Below are 21,028 nucleotides of genomic sequence, written 5' to 3' on the forward strand. Positions count from 1 at the left end.
TGCCGGAACTATCCGGCGACCATGCGCACCACGCACTGCTCGATCATCTCGCTGATCTCGGTGAGCGGGATCGCTCCGGTCGGGCGGTACCAGCGCCAGACACTGACGATCATGCCGAGGACGGCGAGGCCGAGGGTGTGCGCGTCCCGGACCGGGAAGGCACCCTTCGCCATGCCGCGCATCAGCAGGTTCGTCCAGTCCCGCTCGACCATCTGCACCAGCTGACGGGCCGCGACGCGCTCGGTCTCCTCGCGCTTGGACTTGCGCTGATTGGCGAGCAGCGACATGTTGGCCTGCAGGATGCGCATCTGGCGAATCTCCTGCTCACTGACCGCGAAGGCCGAGCGAACCGCCGCGCGCAGCTCCTCGACGGGATCCACCGCGTCGGCCGTCGCCTCCGCGAACATGTCGTGGGAGCGCTGGAGTTCCAGGCGCATGATGGTGAGAAGGCAGTGGGCCTTGGACTCGAAGTAGTGGTACAGGGCGGTCTGCCCGATCCCGACCCGGTCGGCGACCTCGGACCACTTCGTGCTCTCGTAGCCGTCCTCCCCGAACCGCTCCACGGCGGCCACGAGAATGGCCGCGCGCTTGGACCTGGGCCCCTCCTGCGGATCCACGATCCGTGCCCTCGCCATCGTCTCTCCCTCTGCTCCACGACCGCTGTCGATCGCCGCCCGGTACCGATCACCGCTCGGGGTCGATCACTGCCCGGTGTCGATCACCGCTCGGTCGTCCGAGAGTAGACCCTAGTTCAGCTCGGGTCACCGTGGCCGCCATGGTCACCGGGCGGCGGCGAGTGAAAGAAGTCCGGTCGGCGCTTGGCGACGAAGGCGCTGACACCTTCGCGACCCTCCGCCGAGACAGCGGCGGCGGCCAGCCCGCGGGCCTCGGCGTCCAACTGCTCGTCGAAGGACGCCGACAGAGCCCCGCAGACCAGCCGCCGTGTCACGCCGTACGCCCCCGTCGCCCCGCGTGCCAGTCCCCTCGCCGCCGCCGCGGCCTCCGCCGCGAGGCGCTCCGGTGCGACGACCCTGCCGACCAGTCCTATCGCGAGCGCCTCGGCGGCCGTGATCCGGCGGTTGGTCAGCAACAGGTCCCGTGCCCGCCCGGGGCCCACGAGCCGGGGCAGCGACCAGGTGACCCCGGCGTCGGGCGAGTACCCGATCCCGGTGTAGGCCGCCGTGAAACCGGCGTCGGACGCGGCGAAGGCGAGGTCGGCGGCGGCCGTCAGCCCCAGTCCGGCCCCGGCGACAGCGCCCTGCACGGCCACCACCAGCGGCGCGTCGAGCCCGGCGAGGATCCGCAGCGCGCCGTGCAGGGCGTCGGTGACGTCCGTGAGGTGCCCGGCCAGCCGGTCCCCGGGCACCGCCGCGAACTCCCTCAGGTCGCCGCCGACGCAGAAGGACCGGCCCCGCCCGGTGAGCAGCACCGCCCGGACCCGCGAGGTCTCGCACTGCCGGGCGGCGTCCAGCAGCCCCCGGGCCATCGCGAGGTCGATGGCGTTGCCGTCCCCGCGGCACATCTCCACGTGGGCCACCGCGTCGCCGTCGACCTCGGTCGTGACCCTCATCGTGCCGTCCACCCGCCGTCCACGGTCAGCACCTGTCCGGTGCAGTACGAGGAGGCGTCCGAGGCCAGGAAGAGCAGTGCCCCGTCCAGTTCCCCCGCTTCGCCGCCCCGGCCGAGCATCGTGCCGCGCTCGACCCAGCGCCGGGACCGCTCGTCGGCGAACAGCCCTTCGGTCATCTCGGAGCGGAACCAGCCCGGGGCGAGCGCGTTGACCCGTATCCCCGATCCGCCCCACTGCCCGGCCAGTTCACGGGTGAGTCCGACGAGGCCGGCCTTGGAGGCGGCGTAGGCCGCACCCCCCAGCGGGGCGCCGGAGACGAGCCCGAGGACGGACGACACGTTCACGACCGACTTCTTACGGGCTGAGGGTGCCTGGGCCAGCAGTCGGGCCAGGTGGAACGGAGCGACGAGGTTGACGTCGAGGACGTGGGCGAAGTCCTCCGGGCTCTCGTCCTCGGCGCGTACGGATCCGGGGGTGCCCGCGTTGTTGACCAGCACGTCGAAGCCTCCGCCGTGCTCCAGGACGGTCTCGACCAGCCGCACCCGGTCCGCGTCCCGGGAGACGTCACAGACGACCGGGCGGATACGGGGATCGCCGCCGGCCAGTTCCTTGAGCCGGTCCGGGCGGCGCGCCGCGGCGAACACGGTGGCACCGGCCGCGGCCAGCACGGCGGCGAACCGGGCGCCCAGACCCGAGGAGGCGCCGGTCACCAGGGCGGTCCTGCCGTGCAACGAGAACAGGTCCGTGGCGGGGTCCGGGGCGGCCGTGGTGGTCATGCCTCCACTCCGATCGGCAGCGCGGTCGCCCCGCCGTCCAGGACCAGCGTCTGTCCGGTCATCCACGCCGACGCCTCCGAGGCGAGGAACACCGCCGCGTTGGCCACGTCCTCCACCGTGCCGAGCCTGCGCAGCGGCAGCCGCGCGGTGAGGATCGGTTCCCTCGGCTCCCAGACGGCCCTGGCCAGCTCGGTCTTGATCAGCCCGGGCGCGATCGCGTTGACCCGGACGCGCGGCCCGAGTTCGTAAGCGAGCTGCCGGGTCATGTGCAGCATCGCCGCCTTGGTGGCGTTGTACCAGCCGATGTGCGGGTCGACGACCAGTCCGCCGACGGACGCGATGTTGACCACCGATCCGCCGTGCTCGCTCATCCACGCCCGCCAGGCGCAGCGGGTCCAGGCGATCATGCCGTACTGGTTGACCCGGACGGTCTTCTCCGCGCGCGCCAGGTCGAGATCGAGCAGGTCGCCCATGTACGGGTTGGTGGCCGCGTTGTTGACCATGACGTCGAGCCGTCCGAGGCGGGCCATGGTCTCGGCGACGCACCGCTCGGCCTGCTCGGGCTCCCCCGCGTTCGCGACCAGCTCGTGGACCTCGCCGTCGCCCTTGACACGCAGCAGCTCCGCGCGGGCCGCGGAGAGTCCGTCCGCCTTTCGCGCGGCGATCACCACATGGGCGCCCGCCTCACGACAGGCCTTGGCGATGCCGAGGCCGATCCCTCGCGAGCCCCCGGTGATCACGGCCACCCTGCCGTCCAGTACGCGTGCGCTCATGCCGACTCCTCGGGATATTTGGCCAGTTCACGCCGGGCGACCGTACGCAGATGCACTTCGTCGGGCCCGTCCGCAATCCGCAGCGCCCGGGTGATGGCGTACAGCCTGGCGAGTACGGTGTCGTCGCTGACCCCGGCCGCGCCGTGGGCCTGGACCGCGCGGTCGACCACCCGGTGGGCGACCTCCAGAGCGGCCACCTTGATGGCGGCGACCTCGGTACGGGCGGCGAAGTTGCCCGAGGTGTCCATCAGCCAGGCCGACTTGAGGACGAGCAGCCGCAGTTGCTCGATCTCGATGCGGCTGCGGGCGATCCACTCGCGGACGACGCCCTGTTCGGCGAGCGTGCCGCCGAAGGCCGTACGTGTCAGGGTCCGGCGGCACATCAGCTCCAGCGCCCGTTCGGCGAACCCGACCGCGCGCATGGCGTAGTGCATGCGCCCGGGCCCCAGCCGCCCCTGAGCCAGGGCGAATCCCTCCCCTTCGCCGCCGAGAAGCGACGACACCGGCACCCGTACATCCTCGAAGAGCACGTCGCCGTGGCCGCAGCGGTCGGTGTAGCCGAACATCGGCAGATCGCGCAGGACGGTGATGCCCGGGGTCTCGCGTGGAATCAGCAGCATGCTCTGCTGCCGGTAGGAGGGGGCGTCCGGGTCGGTGACGCCCATCAGGATGATCAGCCGGCAGTCCGGGTCGAGGATTCCGGAGGTGTACCACTTGTGGCCGTTGACGACATAGGCGTCTCGTTCACGGGTGATCCGGGTACGGATGTTGCGCGCGTCGGAGCTGGCGACCTCCGGCTCGGTCATGGCGAAGCACGACCGGATCTCGGCCGCGAGGAGGGGGCGCAGCCAGCGGTCCTGCTGCTCGGGCGTGCCGAACAGGGCGAGCAGTTCCATGTTGCCGGTGTCGGGGGCGGAGCAGTTGAAGACCTCGGGGCCGATGACCGAGCGTCCGGCCAGCTCGGCGAGCGGTGCGTACTCCAGGTTGGTGAGCCCTGCGCCCCATGCGCCGTGGGCGAGGAAGAGGTTCCACAGGCCTTCCGCCCGTGCCTTCTCCTTCAACTCGCGCATGACCGGCGGTAGTTCGTGCGGGTTGTCGGCCTCGGCGAGCTGCCGCTCGTAGACGGCCTCGGCGGGCATGACGTACTCCTCCATGAACGCGGCCATGCGCGTGCGGAGTTCGTCGGTCCGCGGGGAGAGTCCGAAATCCATGGTGGCGCTCCTTCAGGACCGTGGGGCGAGGATGTCGCGTGCCGTGCGGATCATCGCCGCGATGGTCGGCGGCAGCCGCTCCTGGTCGGGGTCGTGGTGCTTGCCCTCACGGTGTCTGCGCAGGTTGTGGCCCATGATCGCGGCCATTTTGGTGCGGGCCAGGGCGCGGAACCAGTCGAAGGCGGGGGGTAGGGGACGGCCGTCGAGATAGCGGGCCAGCAGTTCGTCCTCGGTGGGCAGGCCCGGTACGGCACGGCCGAGCCGGGGGAAGTTCCGGTGGTCGGCGAAGAGCAGGAACCAGCCGAGGTCGACGCGCGGATCGCCGAGGCCCCAGATCTCCCAGTCGACGACCGCGGACGGACGCTCGCCCCGGCAGAGCACGTTGCCGAGCCTGAAGTCGCCGTGGATCAGCACGGGCGGCAGGCTCTCGGGGATCCCGGCGGCCAGCAGGCCCAATACCTCCTCGGCACCCGGCCGCAGTGGGGCCGGTACGGCACGCATGGTCCGCGCCCAACGCTCCAGCTCGGCCGCCGGATCCAGAGGTTCGGCGCCGTCGAGGTGCGTACGGTGCAGGTCGCGCAGGACACCGGCCAGCGCCAGCATCCGCGTGCGGCACAGCTCCGGGTCCAGGCGGTGCTCGTCGAGGACGGGCTCGATCGCCTCTCCGGTCACGAACTCCATGGCGAACCAGGCCGGTTCGCGTTCGTCGACGGCGAAGACCTCCGGTACGGGAACCGGCGATCCGGCGAGGGCGCGCAGGATCCGGGCCTGGCGCAGTACGTCGTTGCGCCCGACGGGCCGCTGCCCCTCAGGCACGGCTTTGACGACGTACGCCCCGGTGCCCGCGGTGATCGAGTAGGTGAGTCCCGAGTGGCCGCCGGGCAGGGTGCGCAGATCACCGAAGGGCTCGTTCGGGTGCCGGGCGGCGAGCCCGGCGCGGACGCGGTCCGCGAGTCGTGTCACCTCGGTCGCGGTGCTCAACGCCCGGCCCCCTTCGGTTCCTTGGGCAGTCCCAGCACGCGTTCGGCCAGGATGTTCCGCTGGATCTCGTCGCTGCCGCCCGCGATGCGGTAGCCGGGTGCGCCGAGCAGGTGCTCGGTCCAGGCGAAGGTGCCCCACTCCCCCGTGTCGGCGGCGAGGCGCGGTCCGAGGAGCTGTTGGACGAGGTCGGTGGTGGCGCGCAGGGTGGCGGTGGCGTGGAGCTTGCCGACCGAGGCTTCGGCGCCCGGTTCGCGTCCGGCGGCCAGCGCCGCCGTGACCCGCAGGCCGATGAGCCGCTGGACCAGGCTGCGGACGAAGAGGTCGGCGGACCGCTGCTGTTCGCCGCCGGTCAGCGGGCGGGGCAGCTGCCGGGCGAGGTCGAGGGCCCGGTCGGCGTTGTCCAGGCCGAGGCCGCCGGAGTCGAGGCGTTCGGCGGCGAGGACGGTCAGCGTCACCCGCCAGCCCTCGCCGACCGGGCCGAGCCGGTCGGTGTCCGGCACGAACACGTCGTCCAGATAGACCTCGTTGAAGCTGGAGCCGCCGGTCATCTGCCGGATGGGCCGCACTACCACGCCCGGCGCGTCCATCCGGACCAGGAAGACGGTGATGCCGGCGTGCTTGGGCGCGTCCGGGTCGCTGCGGCAGACGGCCACGCCCCAGGTGGCGACGCGGGCGCCGGAGGTCCAGATCTTGTGACCGCTCAGGATCCAGCCGTCATCCTGACGGACGGCCCGGGTGCGGACGGCGGCGAGATCGGAGCCGGCTTCGGTCTCGGAGAAGAGCTGGCAGGCGAGTTCGTCGGTACGGAGCATGGGCCGCAGCCAGCGCCTCCGCTGTTCCTCGGTGCCCCAGATCCGGATCGCCGGGGCCACGAGCTGCTGAGTGACCGGGAAGACCTCGGTGCGCCGGGGCACGTCGAAACGGGATTCCTCGGTGCGGTACAACTGCTCGTAGTACGGCGGGAGTTCACGCCCACCGTGCTCCGATGGCCAGTCCAGCGCGCCCCAGTCGTGGTCGAAGCGGGTGCGCTCCCAGTCCCGTATCCGGTCGGTGTGTTCGCGTTCCTCCGCCTCTCTCCAGTTCTCGAAGACGGCCACCGAGTCGTCGCCGACGCCCCACTCCCGGTGGTCGGCGCGCGCCGCAGCCACACCGGTCAGCCATTGCCGGGCCGCGGCGCGGAACTCCTCGGGCTCGGGGATACCGCTCATGGTCCTCCTTCCGGACGGGGTCTCAGCGGGTCAGTACGGTGCAGGCGCTGACGCCCGGCGCGCCGTACACATGGGTGAAGCCTGTCGACGGGCGGTCCGGCAGCTGCCGTTCGCCCGCACGGCCACGCAGTTGTTGGACGATCTCGTGGACCTGACGCAGGCCGGAGGCGCCGATGGGTTCGCCGTTGGCGATGCAGCCGCCGTCGGTGTTGACCGGCAGGGCGCCGCCGGGCGCGGTCGCGCCGGCGGGGATCAGCCGCTCCTGCTCGCCGTGCTCGCAGAACCCGCACTCGGCCAGGTGCATCACCTCGGCACCGCTCTCGGTGTCCTGGAGCTGGCACACGTCGATGTCCGACGGCCCCAGCCCGGCTTCCTCGAAGGCGAGTCGCGCGGCGTCGGCGCTGACACTGGTCGGGGCGCCGACGGGCGCCCAGGGGCTGAACACCTCGAAGGAGCCGAACCGCCGGGTGCGGACGACGGCCGCCCGCAGCGTGACCGGGGTCGCGTCCAGTTCGCGGGCGACCGCGCGGCTGCACAGGACGAGCGCCACGGCGCCCTGGCCGGGCGAGCAGAACATGTACCGGGTCAACGGGTCGTTGACCATGCCGGAGGCCAGGATCTCGTCCGCTTCGAGCGGTGTGCGCCGCCAGGCGTGGGGGTTGCGGGCCCCGTTCGCGTACGCCTTCTCCGCGACCAGGGCCAGCGTCCGGGCGGTGATGCCGTGGTCGTACATGTACCGCTGGATCTTCATGGCGAAGAACTGGGTGGTCACCATCAGCCCGTCGCGTCCGTACGCCTCGTCGAGCCCCCAGTCGGCGGGACGTGGGTCGAAGGCGCCGCGCGGGTGCTTGTCGAAGCCGACGGCGAGGGTCACGTCCGCCGCCCCGGAGCGGATCGCGTTGACCGCCGAGACAAGGGCGCTGCCGCCGGTCGCGCAGCCGTTGCGGACGTTGACGAACGGCACGCCGGTCAGGCCGAGTTCGGTCACCAGCGTGTCGGCGTTGCCGGCCGCGTCACTGCCGCCGTACGCCGCCCGGACGCGGGACCAGGGCAGTCCCGCGTCGGCCAGGGCGGCGCGCACGGCCCGCACGGCGAGCTGCCGGCCGCTCGCCTCCGTGCGGGCGAAGGAGGTGATTCCGGCACCGCACACGAGCACCTCTTCGGTCGTCATACGGCGACTCCCCCGGCCCGTGGTACGCCGTCCGCCGCCGCGATGGTCACCGGCATGCCGACCTTCAGGTCCTCGGCGCGCAGGTCGAGCACGGCCAACACCCGCGCTCCTTCCGGCAGTTCGACATAGCCGACGGCAAACGGCTCGAACCCGGCGGCGGGCTGGACGTACGGCGGCGACTTGGGCGCGTGGCGCTGCACGGTCCACGTCCACAGCGTGCCCGTACCGGAGAGGACGACCGGCTCGGCCGGTCCACCGCAGCGCGGGCACGACGGATCGGCGGGGTGGACGGCCACCGCGCAGCCGGCGCACCGGGAGCCACGCAGCGGGCCCCCGGGCTCCGGCAGGGGGCTCAGCGCCCCTTCCACTGCGGCTCCCGCTTCTCCAGGAACGCCGACACACCCTCCGCCGCGTCCTCGGAGTTGAGCATCACACCGACCGCGAGGTGCTCCATGACCATGAGCGACTGGATGTCGGCGTCCAGGCTCCGGTCGATGGTCATCTTGGTGATCCACATGGTGAACGGGCTCTTGTCGACGAGCTGGTCGGCGAACTCCTCGACCGTCGCATCCAGCTTGTCGGCCGGCGCCGAGGAGTTGATGAGACCGAACTCGGCGGCCTCGACCCCGGTCAGCAGCTTTCCGGTGAGCATCAGCTCCTTCGTCTTGCGGACGCCGATCATGCGCGGCACCCGGTAGATCGGCCCGGCCCCGCCGAACAGGGCTCGGCGGATGTGGAAGTCGCCGATCAGGGCGTCGTCCGCGGCGATCGCGAAGTCGCAGGAGATCATCAACTCGAAGCCGCCCGCCGTGACATGGCCTTCGAGGACCGCGATCGACGGGGTCTTCATCGAGTACAGCCGGTCACAGACCTTCGCCGACTTCACGGCGACGTCGATCGCGTTGGACCTGCCGACGAAGTCGGCCTTGAGGCTGTCCAGGTCGAACCCGGAGCAGAAGGTGTTGCCCCGGCCGCGCAGCACCAGTACGCGCAGCTCGGGGTCGGCGTCGACCTCGGTGATGATCTCGTCCAGCCGGTCGAGGATCGGCACTGTCACGCAGTTCTTCTTGTGCGGCCGGTTCAGCCAGACCCGTGCGACGTGGCCGTCCCGCTCGAACTGGATCTCGTCTTCGACTGCCATGAGTTCCTCCAAACTGAACTGAATTCAGATTGATTCTGTGGGCGTTTAGATGCCCCTGTCAATGGACGGGGAAGCGATTCCCGAAACGGTCGGGCGCTCAGTCCGTACGGCTCGCTCGGCTCGCCGGGCTCATACGGCCGGTGAGGCCCAGCAGCCCGGCCAGCCGTAGACGATGGTCGTCGGCGGTGCCGAACAGCGCCTCGTCGGCCCTGGCCCGGCGCACAAAGAGGTGGGCGGGGTGCTCCCACGTGAAACCGATCCCTCCGTGGAGCTGCACGTATTCCGCCGTCGCCAGCCGATAGGCACCGGAGCAGGCGACGGCCGCCGAACTCGCCGCCACCGGCAGCTCCGCGCGCCCGCCCGCGAGGCAGGCCGTCGCGTACGCCGAGGCGGACCGCGCTCCTTCGAGGTCGACCAGGAGGTCGGCGAGCCGGTGCTTGACCACCTGAAAGGACCCGATGGGGCGCCCGAACTGGGTTCGGTGCCTGACGTACTCGAGGACGGCGTCCAGCGCGTGCGCCGATCCGCCCACATGCTCGGCGGCCAGCGCCACCCGCCCCGCGTCCAGGACCGCCGCCACGATCGCGGCGGCCTGCCCGGCCGCACCGACCGGCTCGGCGGGCGCCCCCCGGAAACGTACGAGCGCCTGCCGACGCGTGGGATCGAGGACGCGCCGGGCCACCCGCTCGCAGCTCCCGGAACCGACACCCGGCCCGGTCCCGGTCCCGCGGCCCGGTTCACAGGCGAACAGCCGCGTACCGTCCGGCGCTTCGGCCGCGACCAGGATCAGATCGGCCCCCTCCCCGTCGAGTACGAAGTCGGCCTCGCCGCGCAGCACCCAGCCGCCGGCGCCGCGCTCGGCGGTCACGTTCGCCGCCTGCGGGAACCCGGCCACCGTCGCGGTGAGCGAGCCGTCCGCGATCCCCGGCAGCCAGCGCTGACAGGCCTGCCGGTCACCGCTTCGCAGGAGCGTGTGCCCGGCCAGTACGACGGTCGGCAGCAGCGGCGCCGGGCACAGCACGCGCCCGGTCTCCTCCAGAGCCACGGCGAGTTCGGCGAAGGTATAGCCGGCGCCACCGAACTCCTCGGGGAAGGCCAGCGCCTGCACCCCGATCTCGCCCGCGAGCCGTTCCCACAGCAGCCGGTCGTGACCGCGGGGCCCCGCCGCCTGCTTGCGGACCTCCTCGGGCCCGCAGGTTTCCTTCAGCAGTTCTCGCAGCACCTCGCGGAGTTGGCGCCGCTCCTCACTCTCCAGCAGCAGCGTCGGATCGGTGTCGAGCCGGAACATACGAGCCTCCCTAGACCGTGAAGCGTCCGCCGTTGGCAAGCAGCACCGCGCCGACGAGATTGGCCGCCGCGTCGCCGGCCAGGAACAGCGCGACGTCCGCGATCTCCTCGGGTGTCGCGTAGGGGCGTACACGCGGGTCGGCGAAGCCCTGGCGCAGCGCCTCGGGCGTCCTGGCGGCCATCCCCGTCTCGGTCGGCCCGGGTGCCACCGTGTTGACGCGGACTCCGAACGCGATCGCCTCCTTGGCGACGGACTGGCTCAGTGCGTGCGCTCCGGCCTTGGACGCCGCGTAGTGCGGATAGCCGGCCTGGGTGTCGAAGGCCGAGGAGGAGCCGACGGTGACGACCGCACCGGAACGGTTCGGCGCCATCGCCCGCAGCGCGGCGCGCAGGACATGGAAGGTGCCGTCGAGATTGACCCGCATGACGCGCCGCCACGCGGCCTCGCCGAGCCGTGTGGTCACCTCGGGCGGCCGGTCGGCCAGCAGAGCTTCGGCGATCCACTGCTTCGCCCCGGGGTCGTCGACTCCGGCGGCGTGCACCACGACGTCCAGACGTCCGTACGCGCGCACGGCCTCGTCGAAGACCCGGTCGACCTGCGCGCCGTCCCCGACGTCCACGGTCACCGGCCGCGCTCCGGGCAGTTCCTTCGTGACTGCCCGGGCCGCGGCGGCGTCGATGTCCGCCACCAGCACCAGGGCGCCCTGCGTGGCGAGCCGCCGGGCGACCGCGGCCCCGATGCCGGAGCCCGCGCCGGTCACCAGCGCGATCCTGCCCGTGAAGTCTTCGTGTGCCGGACCCTCGCCGTCCATGAGATCCACCGCCCCACTCGGTTGCCGTGCCGGGTTGTCGCACTCGGCCACGGGACCAGTTACTGAACTGACTTCATTTTTGTTAACCTCTCACGTATGTCAACAGGCGGGACGAGAGCGATCCGAATGACGCGATGGGGCGGCCCACCGGTGCTCGCCGAGGTGGCACGGCCGGTACCCCGCGGCGAAGAGGTCCTGGTGCGGGTCGAGGCGGCCGGGCTGTGCCGCTCCGACCTCCATGTCCTGGACGCGGCACCGGGCGCCCTGCCGTACCGGACGCCGTTCACCCTCGGCCACGAGGTCGCGGGCCGAGTGGCCGCGCGCGGCCCCGAGGCCTCCGGCCCCGCGATCGGCGAGCGCGTGGTCGTCTACGGCCCCTGGGGCTGCGGGCGTTGCGCCCGCTGCTCGGCCGGGGCGGAGAACCACTGCGACGCGCGCCCCGCTCTGGACGCGGCCCGCGCCGGTACGGGGGCGGGGCTCGGGCGCGACGGCGGAATGTCCGACCACCTGCTCGTGCCGTCCGGGCGGCTGCTGGTTCCGGTGGGCGACCTGGACCCCGTGCAGGCCGCGCCCCTGTCCGACGCCGGACTCACCTCCTACCACGCTGTGGCCGGCGTCCGTCCGGCGCTCGGGGAGGGCGCGAGCGCGGTCGTCCTCGGGGTCGGCGGGCTGGGGCATCTGGCGGTACGGATCCTGCGCGCCACCACGTCCGCGCACGTCCTCGCCGTGGACGTACGCGAAGAGGCACTCGCCCTGGCCGACACGTGCGGTGCGCACTTCGGCACGCTCCTGGGCCCCCGCACGGCGGAGGTCCTGCGACGGCAGGTCGGCGGAACCGGGGCCGACGCCGTGCTGGACTTCGTCGGCAGCCGGTCCAGCCTGGAGCTCGCGACCGGCGTCCTGCGCGCGGGCGGAGAGCTGGCCGTCGTGGGAAGCGGTGGCGGTGAGCTGACCGTCCGCAAGTCCGGCGCTCTTCCTCCGGGGCTGCGGATCTCGCTGCCCTTCTGGGGGACGCGGCCGGAACTGGAGGAGGTCGTGGACCTGGCGCGCCAGGGGGTGTTGACGGTGGAGACAGAGCAATTCCCGCTGGCGGGAGCGATGGAGGCGATCGACAGGCTCCGCTCCGGCAACCTGCGTGGGCGCGCGGTACTCGTACCCGACTGAGCCCGGCACCTGCCAGCCCTCAACCTCGCTCTCGCTCCCCGCCTACGCCTTCGCTCCCCGCCCTCGGCGAGCACGGCCGCAATCATCTGCTGTCCGGACTCTCGACTACAGAAGTGAGTTCAATTAGGGTCTGGTTCCACGCAACGACGCGACAAGGCGGTGGGCCGCTGTGCACGCTCGAAAAGTGGATCTGCTGGTGATCGGCGGTGGCATGGCCGGCCTCACGGCCGCCGCCAGGGTGGCGCACGAGGGCGGCTCCGTCGTCCTGGTGGAACGGGCGGAGCGCCCCGGAGGCTCGGCGCGCCTGGCCGGTTTCGTCTGGACGGCCCCCACCCTCGACGAGTTGCGCCGCGTCAACCCGGACGGCGATCCGGAGCTCGCGCGGGCGCTGTTGGAGGGGTTCGCGGAGGGGGTGGCCTGGATCGGCTCGCTCGGTGTGGAGTGCCGCCCGCCCGTCCCCGTACTCGGCTTCGGCCGGGGACACCAGATCGACACCCACCACTATCTCGACACCTGCGAGCGGCTGGTCCGCGACCGGGGCGGGGAAGTACTGACAGGCACCGAAACCCGCACGCTGGTGACCGAGGACGGCGTGGTCAAGGGTGCGGAGTGCGTACTGCCGGACGAATCCGTGCGGCGGATCGACGCCGCCTGGACCCTGCTCGCGACCGGCGGCTTCCAGGGTGACCCGGAGCTGCGCGCCGAGCACGTCCACGACCAGGCCCGCGCCATCGAACTGCGCGCCAACCCGCACAGCCGTGGCGGCGGGCTCGCGCTCGGCCTCGCCGCGGGGGCGGCGTTCGGCGAGAAGGACGCGGGCTTCTACGGACACCTGATGCCGGCGGGCGTATCCCTGTCCGACCCGGCGTGCTTCGTCGACCTCGCCCTCTACTTCAGCGAGCACTCCCTGCTCTTCGACCTCACGGGCGAGCGATTCGTCGACGAGACCGTCGGGGACCATCTGACCACCATGGCGCTCCTGGAACGACCGGGGGCCCGGGGGCTGTTGGTCGCCGACGCGCGAGTGCACAGGGAGTGGATCTCGGCCTCGTACGTGGAGGGGATCCCGCGCGTGGACAAGTTCCAGCTGTGCCACCGCGCCGGTGCTCGGAGCGCGGTCGCGGAGAGCCTGGAGGAGTTCGCCTGGATGCCCGAGGAATGGGGCTATCCGGGCGCCCTGATCCGGGACCGCGTCGAGGAGTTCAACTCCGCCGTGCGCGGCGGCGGCGAGACGGTTCCCGGGCGGCTGCTCGACCGTCAGCCGCTCGACGAGCCACCTTTCTATGTGATCGAGGCCGCCCCCGCGATCACGTTCACCTTCGGCGGTCTGCTGATCGACGCCGAGGCGCACGCCCTGTCCGCGGACGGGCGGCGGACGGTCCCCGGCCTGCTGGTGGCCGGTGCGGACGCGGGCGGACTGTACCGGCGCGCCTACGCCGGCGGCCTCGCCCCTGCACTGGTGTTCGGCCTCGCGGCCGCCCGGACAGCGCTCGGCCGAGGCAGTGACACGCACTCCGACAAATCCGGTGCAGCGGTCTTGCCCGGTCGCCGTCCGAGTGTCTAGCTTACCGAATTGAGTTCAATTTACCTAAGCGGTTCGTGGCACGAACCCGCTTCCTGAAGAGGGAGGGGCTGTGAGTCAGTTCCTGCTTGTCCTGGTCAGCGGTGTGGCCGGCGGAGCCGTGTACGGGCTCATCGGACTCGGGCTGGTCATCATCTACCGGGCCACCGACGTCGTGAACTTCGCGATGGCCTCCCTGGCGACCCTGGGCCTGTACGTGGCGGTCTCGCTCCGGGACCGCGGTGTGGCCACGGTGCTCGGCGTGCTGGCGGCGATCACCATCACCGTCGTGGCGGGCCTGCTGGTCCGCGAAACGGTGATCAGGCCGCTCGGCCAGGGGCAGTTGTTCTCGGCGCTCGTCCTGACGATGGGCGTCTCGCTGGTGGCCGAGAGCGCGGCCGGTTCGATCTGGGGCGACCAGCCGAAGGCCTTCCCCAGCCTGGTCGACGGAACGGTGCGCTGGTCGGGTGCGGCGCTGCCGGCCCAGAGCCTGCTGACGATCGCCGTGGCCGCCGTGGCGATGGCACTGGTCGGCTATCTGTTCGGACGGACCACCCTCGGCTCGGCCATGCGTGCCGTGGCCGAGAGCGCGGACACCGCGCGGGTCGTGGGGCTGGGCGCGCAGCGTCTCGCGCGGATCGCCTGGGCCCTGGGCCTCGGCCTCGCCGCGCTGGGCGCCTGTCTGTACGCGCCGCGGGCCGGGCTGGTGCCCACCATGCTCAGCGCACCGCTCTTCCGTGCCTTCGCCGGGATCTTCCTGGGGGGTCTGACGAGCATGTACGGGGCTGTCATCGGCGGACTGACCGTCGGCGTGCTGGACAACCTGGCGGCGAACTACGTCTCCGCCAGCCTCCGGGACACGTTCGTGTTCTCGTTCACTGTTCTGGTGCTGCTCGTCCGACCGCAGGGCATGTTCGGCACCCGCACCTTCCAACGGGTCTGAGAGATCCGAGGGATCTGAGGAGTCGCATCCATGGTCTTCAACCGTTCCGTCCTGGCGAAGGCGGCACTCGGGCCGGCCGCCGGCGCGGTGCTCATGGCCTTCATGGCGTCCGGTGCGATCCCGGCGTACCAGATGTACTCGGTGGCGCTCGCGGCGGTCTACTCGATCGTGGTGCTGTCGGTCGGCCTGCTGGCCGGCTGGTCGGGCATCTGGTCGGTGGGGCATCCGGCGTTCTTCGCCATCGGCGCCTACTTCGCCGCCTATGGCAGCGGTCACGACTGGCCGCTGGAGGCGGTGGTGCTCGGGGCGGTCGTCACCGGCGCCGTCCTCGGCACCTTCCTCGGCTACGCGGGCGCCCGGTTCTCGACGCTCTACATCGCCCTGCTGACCCTCGCGTTCACGATGGTGGCGCTGGAACTGATCAATCGCTGGAGCAGCGTGACCGGCGGTGACCAGGGAGCGCCGGTGCTGCAACTGCGCAGCGTCCTTGGCTTCGGCACCCTCGCGGGCGGCGGCACCGAACCGCAGTACCTCGCGGTGGGGGCCGCCGCCGTGGTGCTCGCGCTGGCCGTGCCCGCGGCCGCGTCGGGACTGCGGATGCGGCTGGTCGCCGCCAAGTCGCATCCGCTGGCGGCCCGTACGATCGGGATCGCGCCCGAGGCGCAGTCGGCCCTGGCATTCGCGGCGAGCGCCGCGTGCACCAGCTTCGCGGGCGTGCTGCTCGGTCTGATCACCGGCTTCGTCAGCCCCGACCCGTTCTCGCTCGGCTTCGGCATCGCGCTCGTCGCGGCCTGTGTCCTCGGCGGGGTGGGGACCGTCCTCGGTGCGGTGGCCGGTGGTGCCTACCTGACGTGGAACCCCTCGCTCTCGTCCGCCGTCGGGCTGCCGCAGCCGGTCGTGCAGGGCCTCGTGCTGATCGGTGTCCTTCTCTTCCTTCCCGGAGGGGCCGTGCCCTTCCTGGCGCGGCCCGTGCGGGCCCTGCTCCGGCGTGCCCTGCCCCGGTGGGAGGAACGGCGGCAGGCGGCGGCGCTTCCTCTCGTCAGTCCCGCCGCCGACCTGCCCGGCGACACCCCGCCACCGGTGCGGGCGGCCGGTGCGGACTCCCCGGCACTGCTGCGGCTGGAGCATCTGTCCGTCGCGTACGGCGGACTGAAGGCCCTGGAAGACGCCTCGCTGTCGGTGCGCCAGGGCGAGATCCTGGCCGTCATCGGGCCCAACGGAGCGGGCAAGACGACCCTGTTGAACGTCCTGTCGGGGCTCACCGGCAACGGCCGGGTCAACGGTAGCGCCGACTTCGCGGGCAAGCCGCTGCTGAGGACGAGGGCGACCGCACGGCGCCGGCTCGGCATCGGCCGCACCTTCCAGCATGCGGAGGTCTTCTCCGAACTCACCGTCGCCGAGAACGTGTTGTGCACCCGGCGCCGGATCACGGCCGGGCACCGGGCCTCCGTCGCGCGGCTGCTCGACGCCGTCGGTCTCGCCGACGTGGCGGACCGCCGCCCGGCCGAGCTCCCGTTCGGTCTGCAAAAGCGCCTCGACCTCGCCCGCGCGATGGCCGAGGAGCCGAGGCTGCTGGTGCTGGACGAGCCGTTCGGAGGCCTGGACGCAGGCGAACGGGCGCTGCTGGCCGACCACATCAGGCGGCTGCAGGCCCGCGGCACCGCCGTCGTGGTCATCGACCACGTGCTGGACGACCTCTTCTCCGTCGCCCACCGGGTGCTCGCCTTCGACTTCGGCCGCACGATCGGCGAGGGCACACCGGACACCGTGCTGGAGGATCCCGAGGTGCGTTCGTCGTACCTGGGTACGGTCGGCGGCAAGGCGGAACTGCCCGAGCGGGTCGGCGAGCGGTCGGTGATCCGGCTCCGCGGGGTCGGCCACACGTACGGCGGCGTGGTCGCGCTGCGGGATGTCGACCTGGACGTCCGGGAAGGGGTCGTGCTCGGCGTCACGGGCGCCAACGGCGCGGGCAAGAGCACGCTCGCCGGTGTCCTGCACGGCTCGTTGCACCCCGCCCGGGGCAGCAGGGTGACGGACATCGGCGGGGGCGGGACCGCCCGCACCAGTCTGGCGCCCGAGGGGCGGGCCCTGTTCAAGACGCTCTCGCTGCGGGAGAACCTGGAGGTCGCGGCCTACGCGGCCGGTATCACCGGTGCGCCGCTGCGCGAGCGTCTCGAGGAGACGACCGAGTGGCTGCCGCCCCGGCTGCGCGACCGGATGTCCACCTCCGCCGCCGCGCTGTCGGGAGGCGAGCAGCAGATGCTCGCCATCTCCCGCGCGCTGATCGTCCGGCCGGACGTCCTGATCGTGGACGAACCGGCGCTCGGTCTGGCTCCCGCGCTGGTCGACGAGGTCTACGACCGGCTGGTCCGGCTGGCCCACGACGGACTGACGGTCGTGCTGCTGGAGCAACTGCTCAGCCGGGCGATGTCCGTGTGCCACGAGGTGGTCGTGCTCCACGAGGGCGTCGTCGCCGCCCAGGGAAGGCCCGGCGACCCGCCGTTCGCCGCCCTGGCCGAGGCGGCGTACTTCAGCGGGGACCGGGAGACCGCGGTGAGTACCGCCTAGGAAACCTCTCCCCCTCAGCCCAGCCCCCTCGCGCACGACGCACCGCGGGACTACCCCGCTCGCTCCACATGAAATGAACTCAGCTCGGAAAATGAGGTGGACCGTGTTCCGGAGAACGACAAGACTCCGCCGTACGGCGGGGACGATAGCCGTCCTCGCCACCGTGACCCTGGCGGCCAACGCTTGCGCGGGCCAGGATTCCGCAGGGGCCGGCGGCAACCCATCGGAGATCAACATCGGCGCGTGGGTGCCGCTGACCGGACCTACGGCCTCCTACGGCGTGCCGGAGAAGGCGGGCGCGGAGGCGTACTTCAAGATGCTCAACGCCCAGGGCGGGATCAACGGCCGCAAGGTCAACTGGACCGTCAAGGACAACGCCGCCGATCCGCAGCAGACCGTGCAGATCGCGCGTGAACTGGTCGGCCAGGACAAGGTCGTCGCCATCGTCAACGCCAATGGCACCGCGCAGGCCGAGGCTTCCTTCCCCTTCGTGCTGCAGCAGTCGAAGGTTCCGATCCTCAACGAGGTGGGCGGCAGCGAGGCCTGGTACAAGCCGCCGCGCCCCGGGCTCTTCGGCACCCAGACCCTGTACGAGGACCAGGCGTCGGCGGTCGCCGCCTGGGCGGTCCAGGACGGCGCGAAGAAGATCCTCGTCGTCCACAGCGACCCGGCCGCGTTCGTCAATGTGGCCAAGCAGGTGGAGCCCGTCGCGAAGAAGGTGAACCCGTCGGTGGAGGTGGACCGGCTGACGGTCAAGTTCGCGACGACGGACTACACACCGGTGATCAGCAAGGTGAAGGCCAAGAATCCCGACGCGGTGGTGCTGATCCTCACCTCGCCCGAGGCGGCGGCCTATCTCAAGGAGGCCAAGCTCCAAGGGCTGAAGCAGGCCACCTACGCCTACGCACCCGTCGCCGCGGAGTCGACCATCGCCCTGGCGAAGGACGCCGCCGAGGGGCTCAAGGCCGTACAGCTGGTGAAGGCTCCCTCCGACGCCGACCCGGCGGTGCAGGAGTTCAGGACCGCGATGGCCAAGTACGAACCCGGTCAGGACGCCGGATTCCTCGCGCTGTGGGGGTGGAGCAACGCCAAGGTGTTCGCGCAGATCGCGAAGACCATCAAGGGACCCGTCACCTCAGCCGCGCTCACCAAGGCGTACGAGAAGGCCACCGCGGTGGATCCCGGCGTCTCGCCCGTGATGCGGTTCAGCGCGAACGATCACCTCGGAACCCGGAGCGTGCAGCGAGTGGTCGTGAAGAAGGGGGTCTGGGTCTCCAGCGGCGACTTCTACACACCTCCGGCGCGCGACTGAGTCCCATACGGCGTACGGGAGCGCCACCTCGACGCGGTGCCCGCCTCGTGGGCGAGGCCGGGCCCCGCCGCACAGGTTGAAGACCGAGCCAGGTCGACGCGCGTCAATGGCCCTTGGCAGTCGGCCTTCGTTGGGAGAGCCACAGGGCGACCGCCTCCGAGATGGGTTGGCCGGTCTCCAGTTCGATGAAGCCGAACTGCCCGCCCTGGTTGCCCTCAAGGAACCACCAGACGCCGTCCTCGTCCTCGGCGAAGTCGAAGGCGGCGTACGCGAGTCCGGTGAACGCGGTGTACTCCTGGACCGAGCGGGAGATGCGGCCGGGCACCGGGGTGGGCTCCCAGCCGTGTCCGGTCTCGCCGAAGCGCCCGTCGACCTGCCCGGCTTCGGCGACCTTCCGTGCGGCGAACAGCTGGTTGCCGATACAGGTGAGCCGGATGTCGGCCCGCTTGGGGATGTACTGCTGAAGCAGCGCGGGACCGGCCGCGACGCCGGAGAAGTCCGCGTCGGGGCCGATCAGGGTGGTCGGCAGGGCCACCGGGGGTTCGCCGGGTGGCGGCCCCGAGGCGGACTTCACCACCACCTGCCGGTACTCCTCCACGAACTGCTGGGCCACCCGGGGAGCGGTGGTGATCACGGTCGGAGGGACCGCGAAGCCACTGCTGTGGGCGACCCGAAGCTGCCAGGGTTTGTGCCGGGCCTGCTCGGCCCGGCGCGGGTGGTTCATCCAGCGGGTGGAGGCGGAGTAGAGCATGCCGAACAGCGCCTGCTTGGTCTCCGCGGTGAGCCACGGCGAGGGCTCCGCCGCGTGCGCCGCGGGTTCACCCGGACGGCGTACCCACACGGAACGCAGGCCGCCCATGCTGAGCACATGGCCGTTGACCGAGAGGTAGCCGTCGAAGTCGCCGTGCGCGTAGTCCGCGGACAGCACCGCCTTGCCCGGCAGGTCTGCCGGGTCCAGTCGCACCATCGGCACGCCCTGTTCGTGCAGCCTGGCCACGACCATGTCGGCGGTGACGTCCTGCTCCGCCGTGAGAATGAGTACCGTCATGTGAGTGAGGGACCGTCAGTCGTCGAAGTGCGTCTGGGAACCGGCGGTGGAGGTGGTCGTGCCGGTGGCCATGAGAAGGGCGTGGTCGCTGACGGCCGGGCGGCCGTCCGGCAGCACGTTCAGTTGCAGGGACACGTCGAAGTGGTACGGGGGTATTGCGGCCGAATGCCCTGTGGGCAAGGCGTAGTTGAGGGTGAACGGTCGCACGAAGATTCCTCCCGCCATCTCACGATGCTCTGCCCCCTTCCCTACGTGTCGCGACCGTAAGGAATTCATCACTTTCCGCCACATCGGGGTGAAGGGCATCACATCGCGTCGTTTCAGGCTTGCTTGTTTCCGTATTGCACGTGTGTGTGCTTGGTTGTCTGCTTGACCCAGGCCGAAAGCTTCGGCCAAGGCTTCATTCTCTGTAATCTAGACGCCGTCCCACCCAGGAGAGTTCCCGGTGACCGTAGTTCTCGATCCGAGTGCCCAATCCGCCCCGATCCAGGGCGTGTTGGACCCCATTTCGTGTGACGCACGCGACTTCGGCGCCTATGCGCGAACCGGCGGCTGGACCTTCGCCCTGAAGGTGGCGAGGAGCGTGCGCCCCGGTGGGCAGTCCGCGGACGAGACGCCGAAGGTGTCCGCGAAGGAGTTCGCCGAGCTGGCCGAGTGCTCCCCCGAACGGGTGATGCGCTATTACAAGGCGTGGGACAGGGCCGCCGACGAGGGTCTCGTCCCGCACTTCGAAGTCCTCGTCCCGGGCCAGGACATCGAGCTGCCGGACGCCGAGGCGTGGCAGACGTACTACGTGTCCCGCTCCAGCGCCTCCTCCGAGCGCGGCAGCGCCATCACCGAAGCCGCCGCGGCCGAGGGCATCCGCCCCACCAAGGCCCTGGAGGTCGCCGAGAACCCCACCGCGCTGCGGGCGGCGATCCTCGCCGACCCCTCCACGGCCCAGGCGGCCCGGGCCGCGCTCCTCGACCGGGTGAAGGAGGACCCGGCGCTGCAGGCCGAGCTGGCCCGTGACATCGCCCGCACCGACGAGCTGAAGAAGGCGGTCGCCACCGAGACCAGGGCGGCCGACCGGATCGGCTACGTCCGCCAGATCGCGGAGAAGGGCCAGATCAGGACACCGGCCGGACAGACCCTCGATGCCCCGGCCGAACTGCGCTCCGAGGCCGAGCGCCACCTCTCCCTCCTCGACGAGCTGGACGAGGGCGAGGACACCGGCGAGTGGGCGACCGAGGCGTACGACACCATGAAGAACCTCGTCGTCGAGACCGTCGAGGCGAACCCCGAACTGCGCGTCCAGGAGCGCCGCACGAAGTTCTACAGCAGCCTGCAGAAGGCCACGAAGGTCTTCGAGGAGCTGACCTTCGACGATGCCGACGACATCTACGAGGACGACATGGTGCAGCGCCTGGAGGAGCTCCAGCAGGCGATCGGCTCCTGCATCACGGCACTTCGCAGCGCGGCTCCCCGCCCGTGAACCGTGCCGGTGGTCTCCCGGGAACGGC

General features: G+C 71.4%; 20 protein-coding genes. 6 read left to right on the top strand and 14 right to left on the bottom strand.

What is annotated here, in order from left to right:
* Positions 1–8 precede the first annotated feature (8 nt).
* The 12 genes from ACZ7M2_RS21375 to ACZ7M2_RS21430 all read right to left on the bottom strand — a co-directional run bounded on the left by ACZ7M2_RS21375 (position 9) and on the right by ACZ7M2_RS21430 (position 10,930).
* Entirely contained in the window at positions 9–635 is a 627-nt protein-coding gene (locus tag ACZ7M2_RS21375; protein WP_471596580.1) for a TetR/AcrR family transcriptional regulator, read from the bottom strand.
* Between the two features lie 116 nt (positions 636–751).
* Positions 752–1,570, bottom strand: a complete 819-nt coding sequence (locus ACZ7M2_RS21380) for an enoyl-CoA hydratase-related protein (protein ID WP_471596581.1) — start codon at positions 1,568–1,570, stop codon at positions 752–754.
* Positions 1,567–2,346, bottom strand: coding sequence for an SDR family NAD(P)-dependent oxidoreductase (locus ACZ7M2_RS21385; protein WP_352050820.1), 780 nt, complete (start codon positions 2,344–2,346; stop codon positions 1,567–1,569). Before ACZ7M2_RS21385 ends, ACZ7M2_RS21380 begins: the two co-directional genes overlap by 4 nt.
* Positions 2,343–3,119, bottom strand: a complete 777-nt coding sequence (locus ACZ7M2_RS21390) for an SDR family oxidoreductase (RefSeq protein ID WP_471596582.1) — start codon at positions 3,117–3,119, stop codon at positions 2,343–2,345. Before ACZ7M2_RS21390 ends, ACZ7M2_RS21385 begins: the two co-directional genes overlap by 4 nt.
* Positions 3,116–4,330 (bottom strand): acyl-CoA dehydrogenase family protein, encoded by a 1,215-nt coding sequence (locus tag ACZ7M2_RS21395; protein WP_471596583.1) that lies wholly within the window; start codon positions 4,328–4,330, stop codon positions 3,116–3,118. Before ACZ7M2_RS21395 ends, ACZ7M2_RS21390 begins: the two co-directional genes overlap by 4 nt.
* A 12-nt stretch (positions 4,331–4,342) precedes the next feature.
* A complete protein-coding gene (locus tag ACZ7M2_RS21400) occupies positions 4,343–5,311 on the bottom strand; it encodes a phosphotransferase family protein (protein ID WP_471596584.1) in 969 nt (322 codons plus the stop codon).
* Positions 5,308–6,519, bottom strand: coding sequence for an acyl-CoA dehydrogenase family protein (locus tag ACZ7M2_RS21405; RefSeq protein WP_471596585.1), 1,212 nt, complete (start codon positions 6,517–6,519; stop codon positions 5,308–5,310). The genes ACZ7M2_RS21400 and ACZ7M2_RS21405 overlap by 4 nt, the downstream gene beginning before the upstream one ends.
* Before the next feature lie 22 nt (positions 6,520–6,541).
* On the bottom strand, positions 6,542–7,690 hold the full coding sequence (locus ACZ7M2_RS21410; protein WP_471596586.1) for a thiolase family protein: 1,149 nt from the start codon (positions 7,688–7,690) through the stop codon (positions 6,542–6,544).
* Positions 7,687–8,058 carry a Zn-ribbon domain-containing OB-fold protein gene (locus ACZ7M2_RS21415; RefSeq protein WP_471596587.1) on the bottom strand — a complete coding sequence of 124 codons (372 nt, stop codon included), beginning with the start codon at positions 8,056–8,058 and terminating at the stop codon, positions 7,687–7,689. The genes ACZ7M2_RS21410 and ACZ7M2_RS21415 overlap by 4 nt, the downstream gene beginning before the upstream one ends.
* Positions 8,043–8,831 (bottom strand): enoyl-CoA hydratase/isomerase family protein, encoded by a 789-nt coding sequence (locus ACZ7M2_RS21420; protein WP_060896214.1) that lies wholly within the window; start codon positions 8,829–8,831, stop codon positions 8,043–8,045. Before ACZ7M2_RS21420 ends, ACZ7M2_RS21415 begins: the two co-directional genes overlap by 16 nt.
* 97 nt (positions 8,832–8,928) lie before the next feature.
* Positions 8,929–10,119: an acyl-CoA dehydrogenase family protein gene (locus tag ACZ7M2_RS21425; RefSeq protein WP_471596588.1), complete on the bottom strand. Its 1,191-nt coding sequence runs from the start codon at positions 10,117–10,119 to the stop codon at positions 8,929–8,931.
* Positions 10,120–10,129: 10 nt separating this feature from the next.
* Positions 10,130–10,930 (bottom strand): SDR family NAD(P)-dependent oxidoreductase, encoded by an 801-nt coding sequence (locus ACZ7M2_RS21430; RefSeq protein WP_471596589.1) that lies wholly within the window; start codon positions 10,928–10,930, stop codon positions 10,130–10,132.
* A 126-nt stretch (positions 10,931–11,056) separates the two neighbouring features.
* Between ACZ7M2_RS21430 and ACZ7M2_RS21435 the strand changes: the two genes are divergently transcribed.
* The 5 genes from ACZ7M2_RS21435 (at position 11,057) to ACZ7M2_RS21455 (ending at position 18,478) form a co-directional block, all read left to right on the top strand.
* On the top strand, positions 11,057–12,094 hold the full coding sequence (locus ACZ7M2_RS21435) for an NAD(P)-dependent alcohol dehydrogenase (protein WP_471596590.1): 1,038 nt from the start codon (positions 11,057–11,059) through the stop codon (positions 12,092–12,094).
* A 184-nt stretch (positions 12,095–12,278) separates the two neighbouring features.
* A complete protein-coding gene (locus tag ACZ7M2_RS21440) occupies positions 12,279–13,658 on the top strand; it encodes an FAD-dependent oxidoreductase (protein ID WP_471596591.1) in 1,380 nt (459 codons plus the stop codon).
* Between the two features lie 70 nt (positions 13,659–13,728).
* Complete coding sequence (locus ACZ7M2_RS21445; protein ID WP_352050810.1) at positions 13,729–14,598, top strand: branched-chain amino acid ABC transporter permease; 870 nt, start codon at positions 13,729–13,731, stop codon at positions 14,596–14,598.
* Between the two features lie 30 nt (positions 14,599–14,628).
* Complete coding sequence (locus tag ACZ7M2_RS21450; protein ID WP_471596592.1) at positions 14,629–17,166, top strand: branched-chain amino acid ABC transporter ATP-binding protein/permease; 2,538 nt, start codon at positions 14,629–14,631, stop codon at positions 17,164–17,166.
* 103 nt (positions 17,167–17,269) lie between these two features.
* Complete coding sequence (locus ACZ7M2_RS21455) at positions 17,270–18,478, top strand: ABC transporter substrate-binding protein (protein WP_471596593.1); 1,209 nt, start codon at positions 17,270–17,272, stop codon at positions 18,476–18,478.
* A gap of 103 nt (positions 18,479–18,581) precedes the next feature.
* Here the strand turns inward: ACZ7M2_RS21455 and tgmB are convergent, their stop codons facing one another.
* Positions 18,582–19,526: an ATP-grasp ribosomal peptide maturase gene (tgmB, locus tag ACZ7M2_RS21460; RefSeq protein WP_107424559.1), complete on the bottom strand. Its 945-nt coding sequence runs from the start codon at positions 19,524–19,526 to the stop codon at positions 18,582–18,584.
* A 15-nt stretch (positions 19,527–19,541) separates the two neighbouring features.
* Complete coding sequence (gene tgmA, locus ACZ7M2_RS21465) at positions 19,542–19,733, bottom strand: putative ATP-grasp-modified RiPP (protein ID WP_060896220.1); 192 nt, start codon at positions 19,731–19,733, stop codon at positions 19,542–19,544.
* A 277-nt stretch (positions 19,734–20,010) separates the two neighbouring features.
* On the opposite strand from tgmA, the gene ACZ7M2_RS21470 reads away from it, so the two are divergent.
* Positions 20,011–21,000, top strand: coding sequence for a hypothetical protein (locus ACZ7M2_RS21470; protein ID WP_471597004.1), 990 nt, complete (start codon positions 20,011–20,013; stop codon positions 20,998–21,000).
* Positions 21,001–21,028 lie beyond the last annotated feature (28 nt).

The sequence above is a fragment of the Streptomyces sp. NPDC111507 genome, assembly GCF_055638955.1.

Excerpts from the sequence above, each read along its gene's own strand:
- ACZ7M2_RS21405 (WP_471596585.1), bottom strand. The coding sequence starts at position 6,519 with ATGAGCGGTATCCCCGAGCCCGAGGAGTTCCGCGCCGCGGCCCGGCAA.
- ACZ7M2_RS21435 (WP_471596590.1), top strand. The coding sequence starts at position 11,057 with ATGACGCGATGGGGCGGCCCACCGGTGCTCGCCGAGGTGGCACGGCCG.
- ACZ7M2_RS21425 (WP_471596588.1), bottom strand. The coding sequence starts at position 10,119 with ATGTTCCGGCTCGACACCGATCCGACGCTGCTGCTGGAGAGTGAGGAG.
- ACZ7M2_RS21385 (WP_352050820.1), bottom strand. The coding sequence starts at position 2,346 with ATGACCACCACGGCCGCCCCGGACCCCGCCACGGACCTGTTCTCGTTG.
- ACZ7M2_RS21450 (WP_471596592.1), top strand. The coding sequence starts at position 14,629 with ATGGTCTTCAACCGTTCCGTCCTGGCGAAGGCGGCACTCGGGCCGGCC.
- tgmB (WP_107424559.1), bottom strand. The coding sequence starts at position 19,526 with ATGACGGTACTCATTCTCACGGCGGAGCAGGACGTCACCGCCGACATG.
- ACZ7M2_RS21395 (WP_471596583.1), bottom strand. The coding sequence starts at position 4,330 with ATGGATTTCGGACTCTCCCCGCGGACCGACGAACTCCGCACGCGCATG.
- ACZ7M2_RS21390 (WP_471596582.1), bottom strand. The coding sequence starts at position 3,119 with ATGAGCGCACGCGTACTGGACGGCAGGGTGGCCGTGATCACCGGGGGC.
- ACZ7M2_RS21430 (WP_471596589.1), bottom strand. The coding sequence starts at position 10,930 with ATGGACGGCGAGGGTCCGGCACACGAAGACTTCACGGGCAGGATCGCG.
- ACZ7M2_RS21420 (WP_060896214.1), bottom strand. The coding sequence starts at position 8,831 with ATGGCAGTCGAAGACGAGATCCAGTTCGAGCGGGACGGCCACGTCGCA.
- ACZ7M2_RS21375 (WP_471596580.1), bottom strand. The coding sequence starts at position 635 with ATGGCGAGGGCACGGATCGTGGATCCGCAGGAGGGGCCCAGGTCCAAG.
- ACZ7M2_RS21380 (WP_471596581.1), bottom strand. The coding sequence starts at position 1,570 with ATGAGGGTCACGACCGAGGTCGACGGCGACGCGGTGGCCCACGTGGAG.
- ACZ7M2_RS21410 (WP_471596586.1), bottom strand. The coding sequence starts at position 7,690 with ATGACGACCGAAGAGGTGCTCGTGTGCGGTGCCGGAATCACCTCCTTC.